The organism is Secundilactobacillus paracollinoides (genome assembly GCF_001702155.1).
GTDB classification, from domain to species: Bacteria; Bacillota; Bacilli; order Lactobacillales; family Lactobacillaceae; genus Secundilactobacillus; species Secundilactobacillus paracollinoides.
Window position 1 is genome coordinate 2,186,447 of record NZ_CP014912.1, and the last position, 20,073, is coordinate 2,206,519.

The window sequence follows — 20,073 nt, forward strand, 5'->3', positions numbered from 1 at the left end:
GAGGAACAACTATGAAACTCATTATTGCAGTTGTGCAAGATAAGGATGCTAATCGGCTTCGAAATGAATTTATTAAAGCTAACATTGGTGCCACTCGGTTGTCGACGAGCGGCGATTTCTTAAAAGCCGGAAATACCACTTACATGGTCGGGATTGACGATGATCGGGTGCAGGAAGTCCTCGATATCATCCATGAAACCTCTCGAACCCGGCAACAATTTATGACACCGTAAGTTAATCTGGACGCCGAAGATACGACAGCTGGTTATCCAGTTGAGGTTCAGGTCGGCGGGGCAACCGTGTTTGTGTTGCCAGTTGATCAATTTCATCAATTTTAATAGGGGGCCGTTGTGATTACTGAAACAACAATTAACGAAGCCCAGCAAAAACAACCAAAATTATACGCGCACTTTATGCATCTGGTGCAGCAGAATCGGCTGACCCACGCGTACTTGTTTGCCGGCCTCGCCGGTTGCGGCAAAAAGGCGGTAGCCCAGGCTGTCGCAATGGCGCTGTTCTGTGAGCATCCGGAGCCTGATGGTGCGCCCTGTGGTGTTTGTACGGAGTGTCAGCGTATTCTAGCGGGGGATAGCCCAGACGTTGTCATGGTGTCACCTGATGGTCAACGCATCAAAGTTGACCAAGTGCGCTACATTAAGGACGAATTCGCAAAGAGCCCTGTCGAAGGCAGCATGAAGATCTTCATTATTGAGGGTGCTGATACGCTGACGACCAACGCCGCTAACAGCCTGTTGAAATTTATTGAAGAACCGGTTGCCAACCGGGTTATCTTTTTACTCACCACGAATAAGAGTCTGATCCTACCAACCATTATTTCGCGGACTCAGTTGGTGGAATTCTCGCCAGTTGCTGCGGATGTCTTCGCAGCCGAATTGGCAGCGGAAGGTATTTCCCGAAAACAAACGGTACTGCTCAGTCAACTGACGAATAGCCTGGAACAGGCTAAGGCTCTAACCACGGATGACTGGTTAGGTCATTTGCAACATGAATTAGCGCGTTGGTACACCCAGTTAGCAAAGCGGGATGCCACGGCGTTTGTGACGGTACAGACTGGGTTAATGCCATTAGCAACCGACCGCGAACGACAGAGCATCGTGTTAGATGCGATTATTATTCTGTGGCAAACGACGCTTATGGTGAAGTATCAGCAAACTGATCTGCCGCAGCCATTTCCGGACAGCCAAGCGGACATGCAAACGGTGGCACAGTCGATCACACAACGTGACCTCTTGGCCATTGTGACGGAAGCGTTAGCCACTAAGAAGGCGTTAAACGGGAATATGAACTTTCAAAGTATCATTGAGACACTTACGTTATCTGTACTGGATGGTTTAGCCGAATGATAGAAGAAGGTGCCAATTTGGAAAATCAGGATGTCTATGATTACTTAAAAAACATGCAGTCCGAAATGGCCCAAATGACCAATAAATTCGCGGATCTGCAGGATAAGGTTACAGCAACGTTGGAACAAAACGCAGAGTTAAAGATTGAAAATCAGCACTTGCGCGATCTGATCAAATCGACCCATGATGCGGAGACGCTTAGCGATAATGGCAAGGAACCGCAGTTGTCTAAATCACGTAAAAACCTCGAAAAATTGTACGAGGAGGGGTTTCACGTGTGCAATTACGAGTACGGTAAGCGACGTGAAAATAATGAACCCTGTGCGTTTTGCGTTGAAGTGATTTATGGTGAGCGATAAGGAAGGAGACTGGGGGTTTTGCAGTCACAATTAAGTTTTGAAAAACGCGATACGGGGACATTGTTTTTAGTGCCCACACCAATCGGAAATCTGGGCGATATGACCTACCGAAGTGTTGCAACATTAAAGAATGTGGCGTTGATTGCCGCCGAAGATACGCGGAACACACAAAAGTTATTAAATCACTTTGAGATCGAGACCCCTCAAATTAGTTTTCATGAACATAACACGCAGGAGCGAATCCCGCAGTTGATTGCTAAATTGCAGGCGGGAGAGGATATTGCGCAGGTCAGTGATGCGGGAATGCCGTCAATCAGTGATCCCGGTCAAGAACTGGTTAAAGCGTGTGTTGCAGCGGGATTGACCGTTGTGCCGTTACCGGGTGCCAATGCGGGATTGACGGCCTTAATTGCCTCTGGCATCACACCGCAACCGTTTTACTTTTATGGCTTCTTAGACCGAAAGCCGAAATTACAGCGCGATGAACTCACAGCACTCGTCAACCGACCAGAAACCTTGATTTTCTATGAAGCGCCGCACAGGCTAGCCAAGACGTTGACCAATATTGCATCAGAACTTGGTGAACAGCGTCCGGCGGCGCTTTGCCGCGAGCTGACAAAAAAGCACGAAGAGTTTATTCGCGGTTCATTGGCCGAACTGGTGACCTGGGCAACAACGGATCAGGTTCGTGGTGAGTTTGTCATTATTGTGAGCGGCAATCCTAACCCGGAGATTGAAACACCAGCGGATGATTTTAGTCAGCTGACAATCGAAGAACACGTGGATCAACTGATTGACAGTGGTCTGCGCCCCAATGACGCGATTAAACAGGTTGCCCACTTAAGACAACTAAAAAAACAAGACGTTTACCAAATTTACCACCATATCGAAAAGAAGTAGAGGAATTCAGATGGCTGCTAAGGAATTTTCAGAAACACACCGTGTGACGTTTTATGAAACTGACGTCACGAACACTGTTACACCGGCAATGCTGATCAATATGATCATTTTAGCCTCAGAAGATCAGACCAACTCCCTCGGCGTTGGTGCGAAGATGGTAACCGAGCTTGGCATCGGCTGGGTCGTTACGCAGTATAAGATCGATATTACGCGGATGCCCACTAACGATGAGACGGTTAAGTTAACGACCCGCGCAACTTGTTATAACCGTTACTTTGCGTTTCGGGAGTTTTGGGTGCACGACGAGACCGGGCAGGAATGCGTTCATATTGAGAGTATTTTGGTCACAATGAATCATCACACGAGAAAGATCGTGTCGATTCCCGAAGAAGTGATCACACCATTTGAAACGGAACAAGTTAAAATGATTCCACGGCTTGGACGGCCCAAACGATTAGATGATGCTGACCAGCTGATGGTCAAAGACTATCGGGTGCGTTATTTTGACATCGATGGCAATGGTCACGTCAATAATTCACGCTATTTTGACTGGTTAATAGATGCCTTACCAATGAGCTTTTTAACCCGGCATCGGTTGGTGTCCATGAATATTCGGTTTGAAAACGAGGTTCAGTATCACCACGATGTTAAGAGTGAGGCGGCACTTGTGACGGATAGTAATGATCCTATCGTTACGAAGCACCATATCTTATTGGATAATGGTGATGTTGCTACGGAAGCGGAGTGTCATTGGCAACCGATTATGAAGTAGAAGATTTTAGAGGCTTTTGGCAGTCCCCGGTACTGGTGCGGGGGTGTCTGGGCCTTTTTTGTGTGGGCAGGAGTTCTTGGTTACCATGCCGGTCTCAGCAGGGGGCTCATGCCTAAGCAACTTCCGGCACAATACCCAACTGGGATTTTCTGCCGAAAATTACTTAGGATCCGCCCTCTACCGCTTCCCTCCACGCGCTACTTTTGCTTCCCACCACCCTGGGTGGTATGATAGTGGCTGGATAATTACAAGAAACGAAGGGACTTAACGACTTACTATGAAACTTTTAGCATTGGATACGTCCAATCAACCGTTAAGTGTGGCGCTAATGGATGACGATCAGCTGTTGGCACAGACCACAGTGACGGTTCACCCGAAACATGCGTCGTATTTACAACCAATCATTGAATCGCTCATGACCTCAGTGCACCTTGACCCTGAGGACCTGGACCGGGTTGTGGTCGCTGATGGTCCCGGTTCCTATACGGGTCTGCGGACAGCTGTTACAACGGCTAAAACACTGGCGGCAACTTTAAACATTGAGCTTGTGGGCATCTCCAGCATTGCAGCGATTGCGGCCAACATTTTAACTGAGGGCCAACTAGTAACGGTGCTATTTGACGGCCGTAACGACAACGTGTTTACCGGGTTGTACCGGATTAAAAATGGGGTACCGGAACCAGTTATTGCGGATCAACACACCAGTTTTGACCAATGGGTACCACAATTAGTCGCCACTGGTGAGTCCGTTGTCGTCCTCGGTGATTTGGTAAACTTTGAAGACCGGCTGGCAGATCAGCTAAAATCAAAATTGATCACATTACCAGCAATCATGAGCATCCCACAAGCCCAACAACTTGGGCGTTTAGGGTTGACCATGACACCAGTTGCCGACGTTAATGCGTTTGTCCCGCGGTATCTTCGGTTGACAAAGGCAGAAGCAGATTGGCGTAAACAGCATCCAGAAGAGGATAGTAGCGACTATGTTGAAAAAGTTTAATGAGTGGTTTCGCCAGCTTTTTCAGGTTCAAGAGGCGAAATACCAAGACATTTTAGATATTAAAAACCACGAGGTCACCATTCAGGACGTCGATTATTTTCTGGCGAAGGCGCAGTTTACAGATATTCCTGAAATGTTGGGTATTGAACGTGCTGTCTATGGTGGGAAAACACCTTGGGATTCCTCAGCGTTTGCCAGTGAACTGAAGCGCAGTCAGGACCGGTTGTACTTAGTGGTCCGCCGACACGATCGGTTGCTGGCCTTTATTGGCTGTACCTTTAATGAGGTCAAAAGTGATGCCCACATTACGAACATCGCGGTGGTTCCTGATTTTCAAAGTCGGGGGCTCGGGCACTATCTCATTGCAATTATGGTCAAAAAAGCGCGGGAACTCGAATTGAAACAGGTCTCGCTGGAAGTCCGTCGCAGCAATACCCGTGCTCAGCAGTTGTATCAGGACATGGGCTTTGAACAAAAGGGCATCAAAAAGGGCTACTACTTTGGTGACCACGAAGATGCTGTGGACATGGTCTTACTGACTGGAGCGGAGTCAACTGATGCCTAATCAAACACAGATCGTGGCCGCACCAGCGTTGGGGCAGATGCCACACCTTGACCAACTATGTGCAACGGTTGCTAAAGCGGCCTACGCGAAGGATGAAGCCTGGTCGCAGGCGGTATTTGCACAAGAATTACGTGCAGAAAAGCGCGTGTATGCATTGACATATCATGATGGTAAGCTCGTTGGGTTCGTAGGCGCCATCAAAGTCTTAGACCAAGTTGATATTACAGGTGTGGCCATGCATCCGGAAATGCAACGACACGGCCTTGCCTTTAAAATGATGCGAGCGTTCTTAGCAACGCTGTCCCCAAAAACTGAAGTGTTCTTGGAAGTTCGAGTGTCGAACGTGCCAGCCCAGGGCTTGTACACCAAGCTTGGATTTAAACAGATTGGGATTCGACCGCACTATTACACCCACCCAGTAGAAGACGCATTATTAATGAAACTGGTCATCAATGCTGATTAGAAAGGATCTGAAGCACGTGGAACGAAATTTGATTTTATCTTTTGAATCCAGTTGTGATGAAACAAGTGTGGCCGTCATTGAAAATGGCGACCATATTTTATCAAATATTGTGGCAACGCAGATCAAGAGTCACCAACGATTTGGTGGCGTTGTTCCAGAAGTTGCCAGTCGGCACCATATCGAACAGATCACGAGCTGTATTGAAGATGCGCTGAGTGAAGCTCAGGTTGGGTATGATGACCTTAACGCTGTTGCGGTCACCTATGGCCCAGGACTGGTCGGGGCGTTGTTAATTGGTGTAACTGCCGCTAAAACGGTTGCCTTTGCACACCACCTGCCATTAGTTCCGGTTAACCATATGGCAGGGCACATTTACGCAGCCCGGTTCGTGAAACCAATTGAGTTTCCAGCCTTGGCCTTACTCGTTTCTGGTGGCCATACTGAATTGGTCTATATGCCGGAACCAGGTAAGTTTGAAATTATTGGTGAGACGCGCGATGACGCTGCCGGTGAGGCCTATGATAAAATTGGCCGGGTGTTAGGCATTAATTATCCAGCAGGCAAAGAAGTTGACCGTCTCGCACATTTGGGCAAGGACACCTTTAACTTTCCTCGCGCCATGGATCAGGACGACTCGTTTGACTTTAGTTTTAGCGGGTTGAAGAGCGCCTTTCTGAACACGACCCACCATGCTGATCAACTTGGCGAGACGCTCAGTCGTGAAGACCTCGCGGCTAGCTTTCAACAGGCTGTTGTGGACGTTTTGGCGGATAAAACCGTCCGGGCGCTTGCGGACTATCCTGTTAAGCAACTTATTTTGGCGGGCGGTGTTGCTGCCAACCTCGGCTTACGTGAACGGCTGACGACTGAATTGGAAGCCTTTGACAATACTGAACTGTTATTAGCGCCGTTGAAGTTATGCGGCGATAATGCGGCGATGGTTGGGGCCGCTGGGTATGTCTTTTATAACCAGCAGCAGTTTGGCGATGCCAGTTTGAATGCTGATCCTAGTTTGGAGTTTGATTGGATGAGTACGGCGGAATAATTTTAAATAAACAGAACATTAAAAGGCCATCGCGGATTGCGGTGGCTTTTTTGGCTTTGATTATTCTATTGAGATGTAGCGGGGTGGTAGCTGTACCGAAACGCTACTTTTAAAGGCTATCTTTGATTTCTGGCAAACGTCAATATTTAGGTTTTCTTTTTATGCAACATAGCGGAAACGTGTTTCAGAAGGCTAACCCTGCAGCTCCTCCAACGTCATCGAAATCTCTTCCCATTGATCTTCAGTGGTTTCGATTTCCGCATTCACGTCGTTCAGCTGGTCCTGCAGCTTAGTTAGTTTTTCGATATCTGAGAAAACGTCTGGCTGGGACATTTGCGTTTCTAACGCATCCTTTTGATCAGAGAGGACTGTCAGCTGTTCCTCCAAGGCATCCGCCTGACGAGTCAGCTTACGTTCTTTTTTCTGCTGTTCCTTAGATTGCTGATACTGCTGCTTATTTTGACTGGTTGTCGGAGCGGCCGTCGTCACAGTTGTACCCGCAGCTTCAGCTGCCTCAGCTTCTTTTTGGGCTGCCAAGGCTTCCTGCTCTTCTTTTTTATCAATGTAGTAGTCATAGTCGCCCAGATAAAGTTCTGAACCCTCAGCTGAAAGCTCGACCACTGATGTGGCGACTTGGTTGATAAAGTACCGGTCATGGGAAACAAACAGGACGGTACCTTCGAAGTCATTCAGTGTGTTTTCCAGCACTTGCCGGCTATCAATATCCAAATGGTTAGTCGGTTCATCCAAAATCAGAAAATTATCGTGACGCATGGCAAGCTTGGTGAGCAGCAACCGGGCTTTTTCACCACCACTGAGGCTATGCACCATCTTGTCGACGTCTTCACCCGTGAATAGAAAACTCCCGAGAATCGTGCGAATATCGCCCTCAGGGGTTGTTGGGTGATCATCCCAAAGTTCGTTTAACACCGTTTTTTCACCATGGAGTGATTTTTGTTCCTGATCGTAGTAGCCGGTCTCAACGCCGGTGCCAAAATGCACGTCGCCCTTAATGGCCGGAATTTTACCCAGAATCGTTTTGAGCAGGGTTGATTTACCCACGCCGTTTGGCCCGACAATGGCAATTGCCTGGTGTTTATTGACATCCAGATTCACTGGTTGCGCCAACACGTTGTCCGGTGTGTAACCAATTGCGAGGTCGGTCGTTGTGAGCACAATATTGCCGCTTTCTTTAGTGGGTACAAATTCAAAATGGGCAACCTTGTCAGCACCCTCTGGCCGATCAACACGGTCCATTTTAGCGAGTTGTTTCCGCCGCGCTTGAGCACGTTTGGTCGTTGAAGCACGCACAATGTTTCGGTTCACGAAATCTTCAAGCTTGGAGATCTTTGCCTGTTGCTTGTCGTATTCCTTCCATTCACGTCTTAACTTCGCCGCTTTTTGGTCCACGTAATTGGAATAGTTGCCATGGTAGTGGGTGAGGATGCCAGATGACATGTCGTACACTTCGCTCACGATACGGTCTAAGAAGTACCGGTCATGAGAAACAATCAGCAACGCGCCCTTGTAAGACTGGATGTAGCCTTCGAGCCAGGTCAACGTTTCAACGTCCAAGTGGTTCGTTGGTTCATCTAATATGAGCAAGTCGCGTTTTTCTAACAGAAGTTTAGCGAGCGCCAACTGTGTTTTTTGACCGCCAGACAGTTCGTTGACAGAACGGTCATAGTCGGGTTCGTTAAAGCCGAACCCGTGAAGCACACCGCGAATCTCAGCTCGGTACCCATAACCGTTATTAGCCTTAAAGTCACTTTGGATTCGGTCATAGGTTGTGGTGACCTGTTCAAATTGGTCAGGATCCGCTATAATATCGGGATCGCTCATTTGGGCTTCTAACTCGTGCAACTGGTCTTCCTGAGCCTGAAGGGCCGCAAACACGCTGGCCATTTCTTCCCAGATGGACTTATTGGAATCAAGCCCTGTATCTTGGGCCAGGTACCCGAGTGTTAACTTCTTTCGGGTAACGATCTGGCCCTTATCAGGCGCATCGATTCCGGCAATGATGCGGATCAGTGTTGACTTTCCGGCACCATTGCGACCAACAAGTGCCACCCGGCCATTATCCGGGATATCCATGTTGACGTCGGCAAAAAGTGTTTCAGCACCAAAGCGCCGCGTCACTTGCTGGACTTGTAATAACATATGAATCAGCCTACCTTTCTTCGTGAAACTATTTTACCATAATAGGGGCTCATTAACTGGTAAATAACAGTTTTCACAACCTTTTTATTGAAAATTATTTCACAAGATAAGGGTTTATGCTATAATGAGCGAGGATGGCTATTTCACAAGCCCCAGAATTAAGAGTAGAATACACGCACTTATTCTAATTCACTTCATTCACTTTACTAAAATTCACAAGGAGGAGTTACTGTGGCAGAAACAAAGATCCCAAAGGCAACCGCTAAGCGCTTGCCGATCTATTACCGTTACTTAAACATCTTAAAAGATGCAGACAAGACGCGGGCCTCGTCGACTGAATTATCAGAAGCCGTAAAGGTTGATTCAGCAACGATCCGTCGTGATTTTTCATACTTTGGTGCCCTGGGTAAACGCGGGTATGGGTATGATGTTGAGAGTTTGCTAAAGTTCTTCAAGAAGATCCTGAACCAGGACAAATTGACCAACGCCGCTTTGATCGGGGTTGGGAACCTCGGGAATGCGCTGTTGAACTTTAACTTCCATCAAAATTCCAACGTCCGTATCAGCGCTGCTTTTGATGTTAAGGCTGACCTCGCAAACACCGTTAAGAGCGGTGTGCCCGTTTATCCAATGGCTGAACTTGAAAAACAGTTGAAGGATCAACAAATTCAGGTTGCCATCATTACGGTTCCTGCAGACGTTGCCCAATCGGTAACGGATGAAGCTATCGCTGGTGGTATCCGCGGTATTTTGAACTTTACGCCATTTCGGGTATCAGTTCCGAATAACGTGCGCGTTCAAAACGTGGATCTGACGAATGAATTACAGACATTGGTCTACTTCTTGGATCACTATAACGAAGAAGCATAAGCAAAACTGGCTAATGACCCTTAGTGGCATTGGTCAGTTTTTTTTGTTTGTGTCATTTTTTTAATCGAAACAAGAACACAACAAGTAAATTTAAAACGCCTATTTGATCTGGATAGGCGCTATTTTTCGCTTTCAAGAAGCGGTCAAAATTTCGAACTTGTGTGAGAAAACGCACAATAGTGCTATACTTTTTGTAACCCTTATTGGAGGTGAGCATGTGACGATTTCTTGGTCCATGATCCTTGGTGTGATCTACGCAATTAACCTGATGACGGCACTGTTTACAGTGTTTCGACAACGTCGCGATATTGCCGCGATGTGGGCGTGGCTGCTGGTGTTGTTGTTACTGCCGGTAATCGGGTTCATTTTTTACGCTTTTTTTGGGAGACAACTCCCCAAAAACAAACTTTTCAAAGTCGATAATACGGTTCAGACGCGGTTAGATACAATTTTGTCTGAACAACGAGAACTGCTGCTAGAGCCCGATACAAGCCAACACCCGGTGTCGCGCGATATTGCCGGAACAATGCAGCTTTTTATGCGGGCCAATCGCGCTTTTTTGACCCGACGAAATCGCGTGAAACTATTTACGGATGGCAATAGCTTGTTTGACGCCATCATCCGTGACATTAACGCCGCGCAACGCAACGTGAATGTTGAATTCTACACGTTTTATAATGATGAAATTGGCAGCGCTGTCTTAAGCGCCCTTGTTGCCCGTGCTAAGGCCGGTGTTACGGTACGGGTCATCTATGATCCGTGGGGGTCAATGGGGACTTATCGGCGCTTTTTTAAGCCACTGATCGATGCTGGCGGATATGTTGAGCCATTCTTGGCGCGTTCCGCTATTCTTGACTTTCGTCTCAACTTTAGAAATCACCGCAAAATAGTGGTGGTCGATGGGGAAATTGGTTACGTCGGCGGGTTTAACATTGGTGACCAATACCTTGGCTGCAGCAAAAAATTTGGCCACTGGCGCGACACGCATATTCGCATTGAAGGGGCAGCTGTCTTTGCGCTCCAAAGCCGGTTTGTTCTGGACTGGAATGCGACGTCAAAGAAAGCAAAACTTGCAGATAACTACGTCGATCGTGACTACTTTCCAGTGATGGCGCCAAAGGGATTAACGAGTATGCAGATCGTCAGCAGCGGGCCGGATTCTCAATTGCAGCAAATCAAGATGGGCTACATTCGCTTGATTCAGATGGCTAAAAAACGGCTCTGGATCCAGTCGCCGTACTTTATTCCCGATGATGGCGTGATTGAAGCGTTGAAGATTGCCATTATGTCGGGCGTTGACGTGCGCATTATGGTGCCCAGTATGCCGGACCATCCATTTGTCTACCGAGCCACCCAACATTTTTGCAGAGACACAGCTGAAATTGGTGCGAAAATCTACTACTACGGGAATGGATTTTTACACGCAAAGACGATGCTGGTCGATGACGAAGTGGCCTCAGTTGGCAGTGCTAATATGGATTACCGCAGCTTTAAGTTAAACTTTGAAGTGAATGCCTTTCTATATGATAAGGAGATAAATACACAGCTGGCCGCGTTATTTGAACAGGATATGGCGGAAAGTACATTGATCACGCCTGAAATGTTTGCGGATCAGTCGTTGTACTTGCGGTTTAAGCAGAGTGTTTCGCGATTGTTGGCGCCGATTTTGTGAGTGGCGGCCACTTTGAGTTTTATTGTGCTTGGGGATTACTGTCTTGTACTTTGCTTATCTTTTCCTGCTTATCGGGTTCCTTCTCAATTTTCTTCTCGATTTTTTTACACATTTTCTCGATTCTCGTCATCTCATAGAGTCTTTCTATTCAGCCGTGCCGAAACGTGTTCCGAAAAGCAAGGGGCGGCCATGTAAGGGACTCTGACAAAAATGCCAAACCCAGGCATTTCTGTCAGAGTCCCTTACATTCTGCCCCTTAACCGCCTTTCTCCACACTCTTTTCAACTTTCTAGTCAATATAACTTGCATTTTACCCCGAATAATTTTATAGTATTAATTGTTGATTAGCACTTGTGTTAGATGAGTGCTAAGAGTGCTAAATCTTTAGATTTATTGGAGGGATTCAAGTGTTAAAACCATTAGGAGACCGTGTGATCTTACAAGCTCAAGAAGAAGAAACCACTGTTGGTGGTATCGTTTTAGCAAGTAACGCCCAAGAAAAGCCACAAACTGCAAAGGTAGTTGCTGTTGGTGATGGCCGTGTACTTGATAACGGTGAAAAGGTTGCCCCAAGTGTTAAGGAAGGCGAGACCGTCTTGCTTGACAAGTATTCCGGCACTGAAGTTAAGTATGAAGGTGCTTCTTACCTTGTGGTTCACGAAAAAGATTTAGTCGCAATCGTTGACTAAAACCGGTCAGCCTGAATAGGGCAGACATAAACACAAAATTAACAATTAATCATATGAGGTGAAAAATTAATTATGGCTAAAGAGTTAAAGTTCTCTGAAGACGCCCGTGGCGCAATGCTTCGCGGTGTAGATAAATTGGCAGATACAGTTAAGACCACCATTGGTCCTAAGGGTCGTAACGTTGTTTTGGAACAATCTTACGGTAACCCAACCATCACTAACGATGGTGTGACGATCGCTAAGGCAATCGAATTGTCAGATCACTTTGAAAACTTAGGTGCTAAGTTAGTTGCTGAAGTTGCTTCAAAGACCAACGATATCGCTGGTGATGGGACAACTACTGCCACTGTTTTGACCCAAGCAATCGTTAACGAAGGTATGAAGAACGTCACTGCCGGTGCTAACCCTGTCGGCATCCGTCGTGGGATCGAAAAGGCCACTAACGCAGCCGTTGATGCCTTACACAAGATGAGCCACAAGGTCACTACCAAAGATGACATTGCCCAGATCGCTGCTATTTCTTCAGCTAGTGAAGAAACTGGTACATTAATTGCCGACGCCATGGAAAAAGTTGGTAATGACGGCGTGATCACCATTGAAGAATCACGTGGTGTTGATACCAGCTTGGACGTTGTTGAAGGGATGCAATTTGATCGTGGGTACATGTCACAGTACATGGTTACCGATAACGATAAAATGGAAGCTAACTTGGACAACCCATACATCCTGATCACTGACAAGAAGATCTCAAACATTCAAGACATCTTGCCATTACTGCAATCCGTTGTTGAACAAAGTCGTTCATTGTTGATCATCGCTGATGACATCACTGGCGAAGCTTTACCAACCCTTGTGCTGAACAAGATGCGTGGGACGTTCAACGTCGTTGCTGTTAAGGCCCCTGGCTTTGGTGACCGTCGTAAGGCCCAACTTCAAGACATTGCTGTTCTGACTGGTGGGACTGTGATCACCGATGACCTTGGCTTGAACTTGAAGGATGCAACGATTGATCAATTAGGTCAAGCTAACAAGGTTAACGTCACTAAGGACAACACGACCGTTGTTGAAGGTGCTGGTTCTAAGGAACAAATCGAAGAACGTGTTGCTGAAATCAAGACGCAAATCGATGCCACAACTTCTGACTTTGACAAGGACAAGTTAAAGGAACGTTTGGCTAAGTTAGCCGGCGGTGTTGCTGTTGTTCGTGTCGGTGCCGCAACTGAAACCGAATTGAAGGAACGCAAGTACCGAATTGAAGATGCTTTGAACGCTACTCGTGCCGCCGTTGAAGAAGGCTTTGTTGCCGGTGGTGGTACCGCATTGATCAACGTGATCGGTGACGTGGACAAGGTTGAAGCCGAAGGTGACGAAGCAACTGGTGTTGCCATCGTGCGTCGTGCTTTGGAAGAACCTGTTCGTCAAATCGCAGAAAACGCCGGTGTTGAAGGTTCTGTTATCGTTGACCACATGAAGGGCTTGGAAACTGGCGTTGGTTACAACGCAGCTACCAACAAGTTCGAAGACATGGTTAAGGCCGGCATCGTTGACCCAACCAAGGTTACCCGTTCAGCATTACAAAACGCTTCATCAGTTTCAGCACTGTTGCTGACAACTGAAGCCGTTGTTGCTGACGAACCTAAGGATGATTCAGCTGCTCCTGCAGCCCCAGCCCAACCAGGTATGGGCGGCATGATGTAATCACGCCTCACCATTTAGGGTAAAGAATAAATTAAGAAGCGCTGCGAGATCAATTTGATTTCGCGGCGTTTTTATTTTCCCGAAATTTGATGATAATGAGAATAAGAGTTGTGCGGTGAGATAATTTTAATTTTATTTCAAAACTTGAATAGGCGGTAATCAAGATATGAAAGCGCTCTCTTGAATGGCAGCTGAAAGTCATTTTAAAATTTCCTCTTTTCAAACTCTCATTTACATGCTAAAGTAAAGACACATACGAAACAGACGAAAAAACAGAAAGATAAGTAAGTCCTTTCGACCTGACAGTGAATCGGGGTTAGTGGAAAACCGATGAGGTATCGAGAGCACTGAATAACACTTTCTGAGATTGCTACCCCAAATGGCGTTGCCAGAGTAGGCGTAGACGTGACCGGCCCGTTATTGTCCGGAGGCGCATGATGGTGCGTCGTAAGGTGGTCTATTTGAAATAGACAAACTGGGTGGTACCGCGAAAAGTCTTTCGTCCCTTTAGCTGGGGACGGAAGGCTTTTTTCGTTTCCCAGTGTCGTACAAAATTTCAAAGGAGTTTTTGACTATGCATTTTATTGTCCCAAAGGATTACGATCCAAAATTGTCAGTTAAAGAAACTGAAGCTGCTATTCGTTATATTCGTGAAACGTTCCAGGATGAGTTCGGCAAAGAGATGGGGTTGCAACGGATGTCCGCCCCAATGATGGTCGAACGCTCAACGGGGTTGAATGATAATTTAAATGGCGTTGAAGCACCCGTTTCATTTACCATGAAGGACATGCCTGGTGAAACCATGGAAATTGTGCACTCCCTTGCGAAGTGGAAGCGGATGGCGCTGCATCGTTATGGCTTTAAGATGCATGAAGGGCTGTACACCAACATGAATGCCATTCGTAAGGATGAAGATCTGGACAACTTCCACTCCATCTACGTTGACCAATGGGACTGGGAAAAAATCATTGCTAAGGAAGAACGGACCACTGATACATTGAAGACCACCGTTCGCCGTATTTTTAAGGTCATTAAGCACATGGAAGACGAAGTTTGGTACAAGTACCCAGATGCTGTCCACCACCTCCCAGATGACATTAAATTCGTCACCACGCAGGAACTGGAAGACCGGTGGCCTGATAAGACGCCTAAGGAACGTGAAGACGCCATCTGTAAAGAAGACGGTGCCGTATTCTTGATGCAAATTGGCGGTCTGCTTAAGTCTGGCAAACGCCATGACGGCCGTGCACCTGACTATGATGATTGGCAACTTAACGGCGATATCTTGTTCTGGTACGAACCATTGAACTGTTCCCTTGAAATTTCAAGCATGGGGATTCGGGTCGATGAAACGGCGATGAAGGCTCAATTGAAAGCTGCTGATGCTGAGGACCGTGCCAGTCTGCCATTCCACAAACAATTGCTTGCTGGTGAACTGCCATATACCATTGGTGGCGGTATCGGTCAGTCACGCCTGTGCATGCTGTTATTAGGAAAGGCTCACGTTGGTGAAGTTCAAGCCAGTGTTTGGCCACAGGACATGCTGGATCAGTGTGCGGCTGCTAATATCCACCTGCTTTAATCTAAAAAAATTGTCTCTGTAAAGATCCTCTGTGCCCAGAATAATGACCGGGTACAGAGGATCTTTTGTATGAGCGGCCTTAGTTGATTCAGTTTGGGTCTTTCCAATGTTGGGTGACAGGCCGTTGCATTCCGCAATTTGGCAGGCCGTGTAGTGGCTCGCGACTGAGCTAACTCGATTTCTGCTGCGCAGCTCTCGAGTGGATCTAAGTCGTCTCGCACATCAGTAACCGACCAAAGTACGGTCGATAACTGATGTCGACACCACAGCTCCGTGCCAAATTGCTGCATTCCACTGACGTTGAGCCCGTTTCTTTCACGAGTTAAGCATCACAATTGCGCTAAATCAAGTTCGCAGAGAATCCGCCCTCGACTGCTAGTAAGGCTATTAACAGCAATGCTTCTCATGACGAGTTAGTTACTAGTAACGATTAATATGGAATTTTAGTGATACCACTTTTGAAGACTTATTAATTGTGACGACTACTAACAGAATTATAGTGTAGTGGAACCGTTCGGCATTGCAGGCTGTGATGTCGGTGATCGTTAGCGGCTGTCTTTTAGCCGGATACGACCACGGGAGATGTAGGAGATCCTTGAATTTCTGGAAAGACATTCAATACTCCCCCAGAGTGACTCCACCTCAGCCTGCAGGGCCGAACGGTGGAACGAAGCGATATTAAGGCGCTACTTTGAATCACCCAACAATGGAAAACTCCTTCAGTTTACTGATCGATAAATGAGCCGTCGTTACGCGCAATCATTATTTTTTGTGGTGATTTGGAAAAAGAACCCTGAATGATGTCGCTTTCTTGTCCGTTTCGGGTCAGAAAGTGTTAGAATTTGATTATGAGCTTTCGACCCAAAATGTTGATGTAACAGGGTTTTACCTCAATGTTTTTGACAAATTCTCATAAGGTACCCATTCTTTTTAAAATAAATAGTAATTAATGGTGGATTGGTGTACAATACCTAATGATTTTGCGTGAAGCGGATTTGCGCAAAAATACTAGTTATCGAATATTGGGGATTAAAAAAGCTATCAGTTATGAATTTTCGTAGGTGATAGCTATTATTAGTCGGAAAAGGAGTAAAGAAAATGTGGCGTTATTTGAAACGGTTGTTAATTGGGAAACCGTTAAGGACCACAGATGAAGGCGGTCAGGCCTTAACAAAGTTCAAAGCTCTTGCACTACTTTCTTCTGACGCGCTATCATCAGTGGCTTATGGGACTGAACAAATTACGACTGTCTTGATCACATTATCAGCTGCAGCCTTGATGTATCAAATGTGGGTTGCGCTGTTAGTTCTGGTCTTGCTGTTTGCCATCACACTGTCTTACCAACAGATCATTCATGCATATCCATCTGGTGGTGGGGCCTACGTGGTTGCCTCGACAAACTGGGGGACCTCAGCGGGGTTAGTTGCTGGGGGCTCATTGCTGGTCGACTATATGCTGACTGTGGCGGTTTCTGTGACATCAGGGGTTGATGCCATTGTCTCGGCAATTCCAGCGTTAAGTCACTATCAAGTGATCGTTGCTATTATTATTGTCCTTGGCATCATGGCCATTAATTTACGGGGCATGCGCGATTCGGCGTCCTTCCTTACCTTCCCGGTCTACTTCTTCATCATTATGATTATTGGGATGGTACTCTGGGGACTCTTCCGGATCGCAACGGGGCAGATTGCCTACCACGCTTCAGCGGGGTTAACGACGTCGGTTAGCGGTATGTCGGTCGTGCTGTTCTTGCGGGCCTTCTCATCCGGGTCATCGTCACTGACCGGGGTTGAAGCCATCAGTAACGCGGTGCCAAACTTCAAAAAGCCAAAGAGCCACAATGCGTCGGCAACCTTGGCGATCATGGCAACGATTCTGGCGCTCTTCTTTGCTGGAATCACGTTCCTGAGTTACTACACCGGTATTCGGCCAATGGCAGACAACACTGTGCTGTCACAAATTGCTGAAGCAGTCTTTGGGCACGGGTTGATCTATTACCTCATTCAGCTCTCAACGGCCTTAATTTTAGCCGTGGCGGCGAACACAGGGTTTTCAGCGTTCCCAATTCTGGCTTATAACCTGGCCAAGGATAAGTTCTTGCCACATGCCTACCTTGACCGAGGCGATCGGTTAGGGTACTCCAACGGGATCATCTCATTAGCAGTTAGTGCCATTGTTTTGATCATTATCTTTAACGGGAAAACGAGTTTGCTGATTCCATTATACGCAATCGGTGTGTTCGTCCCATTTACGTTGTCGCAATCCGGGATGATCAGACACTGGTTCCGGGTACGAGAGGGTATCTGGCCATTAAAGGCCTTCATCAACTTCCTCGGGGCGTTTATTTCAGCCTCACTGGTTGTTTGCCTGTTCTTCCTACATTTCGGCAACGTTTGGCCTTACCTGATCGTGATGCCAATGCTTTACTACATGTTCTACCGGATTCACTTGCACTATGATAACGTGGCGCGACAACTGCGTGTGAGCGAGAAGTTTACGCCTGAAAATCACCACTATGATGGTGCAACAGTCATTGTCCTTGTCAGCAACGTGACGAAGGTAACGGCTAATGCGATCGACTACGCGCGGTCCATCGGGGACTACGTGATCGCGATGCACGTGTCGTTTGACGAAAATCCAGTGAAGGAACATAAGACGGCGCACGAGTTCAAAGTGAAGTTCCCAGACGTTCGATTTGTGGACATTCACTCGTCATACCGGTCAATCATTACACCAACCATGCGGTTCTGTGATGTGATTGCCAAACGGGCTGCTGAACGGAACTTTACCACGACCGTTCTTGTACCCCAGTTCGTACCACGCCATCCATGGCAAAATGTGCTGCATAACCAAACTGCACTGCGTCTGCGTGGTGCCTTAAATACGCGTCAAAACATTATCGTTTCAACTTACAGTTACCACTTGAAGCGTTAGTTAGAACAAGCGAAAGCAGCTCTGGATCAGATGATCTGGGGCTGCTTTTTTGGTGCGCCCGGCATGGGCGCCAACTAGACGGTGAAAGTCCGTTGCGGGCCGTAGTAGTCGGAACCGCAAGTCAATGACAAGGGTGTCCATCGTGAGGTGGAATCTGAAGGAAGTCGGCGACAAAGTACCGCATTGATGTACAAGAATCAGCTATAAGGCTGTGTTGGTCGGACGAGGTTGCCAAACAAACCAAAGTCCAATACTACTCGAGGCCATCGCAGTAAAGCTGGCAATGACATGGTACGAAAGTGGGCGTTCTTACCCGGGGAGGCCTGTATCGTACGTTCCCGACAAGAGGCGCGCTAAGCGCCACAGGAACAAACATCGCAGTGATGTGGTGCAGAACGATACAGGAGTCAGCCGAGGCCATAGTAGTGGTATCTGCCACGAAGGGCTGAACAATAATAGGTCATCATTGATATTGGAGGTGGAGACAGTGCAACAACCGCAGAATACAGAAAAAGCTGACCGCCGGCGGACAGTAGGACTGGAAGCCCAAGAACAAGTCGGGGTGCGTAGCACTGACTCTGGTGAAAATACGATGATGAACGGCACTAAGTTTCAAGAGTTAGTCTTAGACCGAAATAACCTGAACGAGGCTTATCTTCGCGTCTGCAGAAACAAAGGTGCAGCAGGACTAGACGGAATGACCGTTGACGAACTGTTGCCCTACTTGAGGAAACATAAACAGGAATTACTGCAAGCTTTACAAAACGAGACCTATCGGCCTCGTCCCGTTAAGCGGGTTGAAATTCCAAAACCTAATGGTGGTAAACGCAAGCTCGGAATACCAACTGTGATTGACCGACTTGTTCAACAAGCCATGGCGCAAGTCATGGTGCCAACATTTGAGCGTGTCTTCTCAGATAATAGTTTTGGGTTCCGACCGAATCGAAGTGCTAAAGATGCCATTGATAGAGTGGTTCAGTTCTACAATCAGGGCTATCACTATGTCGTGGATCTCGATTTAAAAGCATACTTCGATACGGTCAACCACGATCTGCTTATTAAATTTATTGAGCAGTATATTACGGATCCATGGATACTGCATCTCATTCGTCGCTTCCTAACCAGCGGTGTCATGAATGGTGGTCTATTTGAACGAAGTGATAAAGGCACCCCTCAAGGTGGCCCCTTATCGCCACTTTTGGCTAACATTTATCTCAACGAACTGGATAAGCTGTTAACTTCCAGAGGTCATAAGTTTGTCCGCTATGCGGACGATTGTAATATTTATGTCCGAAGCAAACGTGCTGGAGAACGGGTTCTGACTAATGTTACTCGCTTTCTTGAAGGCGACCTAAAGGTCACCGTCAATGAGGACAAGACATCAGTAAGTTCGCCTCTGCGGGCCAAGTTCCTGGGATTTTCCTTGGGGGTTGGTCGAGGAGGTGCGTATGCGCGACCTGCTTGGCAGGCCAAGCAACGCATCAAGTCTGCACTCAGGAAAATGACCAAGCGCAATCGGGGCGTTTCGTTAAACCTGGTGTTTAACGAGATTCATCAAAAGATGCGTGGGTGGTTACAGTACTATTCGGTCGGGAAAATGACCAATTTTATCCGTCACTTAGACGAATGGTTGCGAGCAAGGATTCGCCAGTATATTTGGAAACAGTGGAAGAAGCTCAAAACAAAGGTCAATCATCTTGTAAAACTGGGGCTTTCTGGCACCAGTGCTTATACAATGGCCAATACCCGTAAGGGTTATTGGCGAACTGCGCATAGCAAGACATTGACCTATACTCTGACAAACAAAAGACTGGAACGCCTTGGACTCATCAATATGAGCAAGACACTCCAGTCAATACAAAGTGCTTAAATTATTGAACCGCCGTATACGGAACCGTACGTACGGTGGTGTGAGAGGTCGGTAATTGAATTAATCAATTACCTCCTACTCGATTCGTTGTTTGAGGAGTGGGGGCCTTAGCGCACTTAAAGCTACTGTA

Annotated in this window: 16 protein-coding genes, 1 pseudogene and 1 other annotated feature; of the genes and pseudogenes, 16 read left to right on the forward strand and 1 reads right to left on the reverse strand. The window is 47.0% G+C overall.

Translation table 11 applies throughout. The features are described 5' to 3' along the window. Positions 1-11 precede the first annotated feature (11 nt). From AYR61_RS09385 to tsaD, 9 genes and pseudogenes are all read left to right on the forward strand, one after another. A pseudogene (locus AYR61_RS09385) lies at positions 12-338 on the forward strand (cyclic-di-AMP receptor). A 12-nt stretch (positions 339-350) separates the two neighbouring features. Then, positions 351-1,364: a DNA polymerase III subunit delta' gene (holB, locus tag AYR61_RS09390; RefSeq protein ID WP_083215532.1), complete on the forward strand. Its 1,014-nt coding sequence runs from the start codon at positions 351-353 to the stop codon at positions 1,362-1,364. A 17-nt stretch (positions 1,365-1,381) separates the two neighbouring features. Next, entirely contained in the window at positions 1,382-1,723 is a 342-nt protein-coding gene (locus AYR61_RS09395; protein WP_054711485.1) for a DNA replication initiation control protein YabA, read from the forward strand. Positions 1,724-1,741: 18 nt separating this feature from the next. Next, positions 1,742-2,623 (forward strand): 16S rRNA (cytidine(1402)-2'-O)-methyltransferase, encoded by an 882-nt coding sequence (rsmI, locus tag AYR61_RS09400; RefSeq protein WP_054711444.1) that lies wholly within the window; start codon positions 1,742-1,744, stop codon positions 2,621-2,623. 10 nt (positions 2,624-2,633) lie between these two features. Next, the gene (locus AYR61_RS09405) at positions 2,634-3,395 is read left to right on the forward strand and encodes an acyl-[acyl-carrier-protein] thioesterase (RefSeq protein ID WP_065902753.1); all 762 of its coding nucleotides are present in this window, start codon (positions 2,634-2,636) and stop codon (positions 3,393-3,395) included. Between the two features lie 277 nt (positions 3,396-3,672). Further along, on the forward strand, positions 3,673-4,395 hold the full coding sequence (gene tsaB / locus AYR61_RS09410; protein ID WP_056987564.1) for a tRNA (adenosine(37)-N6)-threonylcarbamoyltransferase complex dimerization subunit type 1 TsaB: 723 nt from the start codon (positions 3,673-3,675) through the stop codon (positions 4,393-4,395). Beyond that, positions 4,379-4,960 (forward strand): ribosomal protein S18-alanine N-acetyltransferase, encoded by a 582-nt coding sequence (gene rimI, locus AYR61_RS09415; RefSeq protein ID WP_056987563.1) that lies wholly within the window; start codon positions 4,379-4,381, stop codon positions 4,958-4,960. Before tsaB ends, rimI (AYR61_RS09415) begins: the two co-directional genes overlap by 17 nt. Continuing rightward, complete coding sequence (gene rimI, locus AYR61_RS09420) at positions 4,953-5,423, forward strand: ribosomal protein S18-alanine N-acetyltransferase (protein ID WP_083215533.1); 471 nt, start codon at positions 4,953-4,955, stop codon at positions 5,421-5,423. Before rimI (AYR61_RS09415) ends, rimI (AYR61_RS09420) begins: the two co-directional genes overlap by 8 nt. Continuing rightward, positions 5,413-6,468, forward strand: a complete 1,056-nt coding sequence (gene tsaD, locus AYR61_RS09425) for a tRNA (adenosine(37)-N6)-threonylcarbamoyltransferase complex transferase subunit TsaD (RefSeq protein ID WP_054711439.1) — start codon at positions 5,413-5,415, stop codon at positions 6,466-6,468. The genes rimI (AYR61_RS09420) and tsaD overlap by 11 nt, the downstream gene beginning before the upstream one ends. Positions 6,469-6,660: 192 nt before the next feature. On the opposite strand, the gene AYR61_RS09430 is transcribed toward tsaD, so the two are convergent. Further along, positions 6,661-8,628 carry an ABC-F family ATP-binding cassette domain-containing protein gene (locus tag AYR61_RS09430; RefSeq protein WP_065902755.1) on the reverse strand — a complete coding sequence of 656 codons (1,968 nt, stop codon included), beginning with the start codon at positions 8,626-8,628 and terminating at the stop codon, positions 6,661-6,663. A gap of 231 nt (positions 8,629-8,859) precedes the next feature. Between AYR61_RS09430 and AYR61_RS09435 the strand changes: the two genes are divergently transcribed. The 7 genes from AYR61_RS09435 (at position 8,860) to ltrA (ending at position 19,943) form a co-directional block, all read left to right on the forward strand. Further along, positions 8,860-9,498, forward strand: a complete 639-nt coding sequence (locus tag AYR61_RS09435; protein ID WP_065902757.1) for a redox-sensing transcriptional repressor Rex — start codon at positions 8,860-8,862, stop codon at positions 9,496-9,498. A gap of 217 nt (positions 9,499-9,715) precedes the next feature. Then, positions 9,716-11,170, forward strand: a complete 1,455-nt coding sequence (cls, locus tag AYR61_RS09440; RefSeq protein WP_056987560.1) for a cardiolipin synthase — start codon at positions 9,716-9,718, stop codon at positions 11,168-11,170. Between the two features lie 407 nt (positions 11,171-11,577). Then, on the forward strand, positions 11,578-11,859 hold the full coding sequence (gene groES / locus AYR61_RS09445; RefSeq protein ID WP_065902759.1) for a co-chaperone GroES: 282 nt from the start codon (positions 11,578-11,580) through the stop codon (positions 11,857-11,859). Positions 11,860-11,931: 72 nt separating this feature from the next. Beyond that, positions 11,932-13,557: a chaperonin GroEL gene (groL, locus tag AYR61_RS09450; RefSeq protein ID WP_056987559.1), complete on the forward strand. Its 1,626-nt coding sequence runs from the start codon at positions 11,932-11,934 to the stop codon at positions 13,555-13,557. A 268-nt stretch (positions 13,558-13,825) separates the two neighbouring features. Beyond that, positions 13,826-14,067, forward strand: a binding site (T-box leader). Positions 14,068-14,131: 64 nt separating this feature from the next. Next, on the forward strand, positions 14,132-15,139 hold the full coding sequence (gene asnA, locus AYR61_RS09455; protein WP_054711435.1) for an aspartate--ammonia ligase: 1,008 nt from the start codon (positions 14,132-14,134) through the stop codon (positions 15,137-15,139). A gap of 1,098 nt (positions 15,140-16,237) precedes the next feature. Next, positions 16,238-18,073 carry an APC family permease gene (locus AYR61_RS09465; RefSeq protein WP_065902761.1) on the forward strand — a complete coding sequence of 612 codons (1,836 nt, stop codon included), beginning with the start codon at positions 16,238-16,240 and terminating at the stop codon, positions 18,071-18,073. A 487-nt stretch (positions 18,074-18,560) separates the two neighbouring features. Then, on the forward strand, positions 18,561-19,943 hold the full coding sequence (gene ltrA, locus AYR61_RS09470; protein WP_065900954.1) for a group II intron reverse transcriptase/maturase: 1,383 nt from the start codon (positions 18,561-18,563) through the stop codon (positions 19,941-19,943). Positions 19,944-20,073 lie beyond the last annotated feature (130 nt).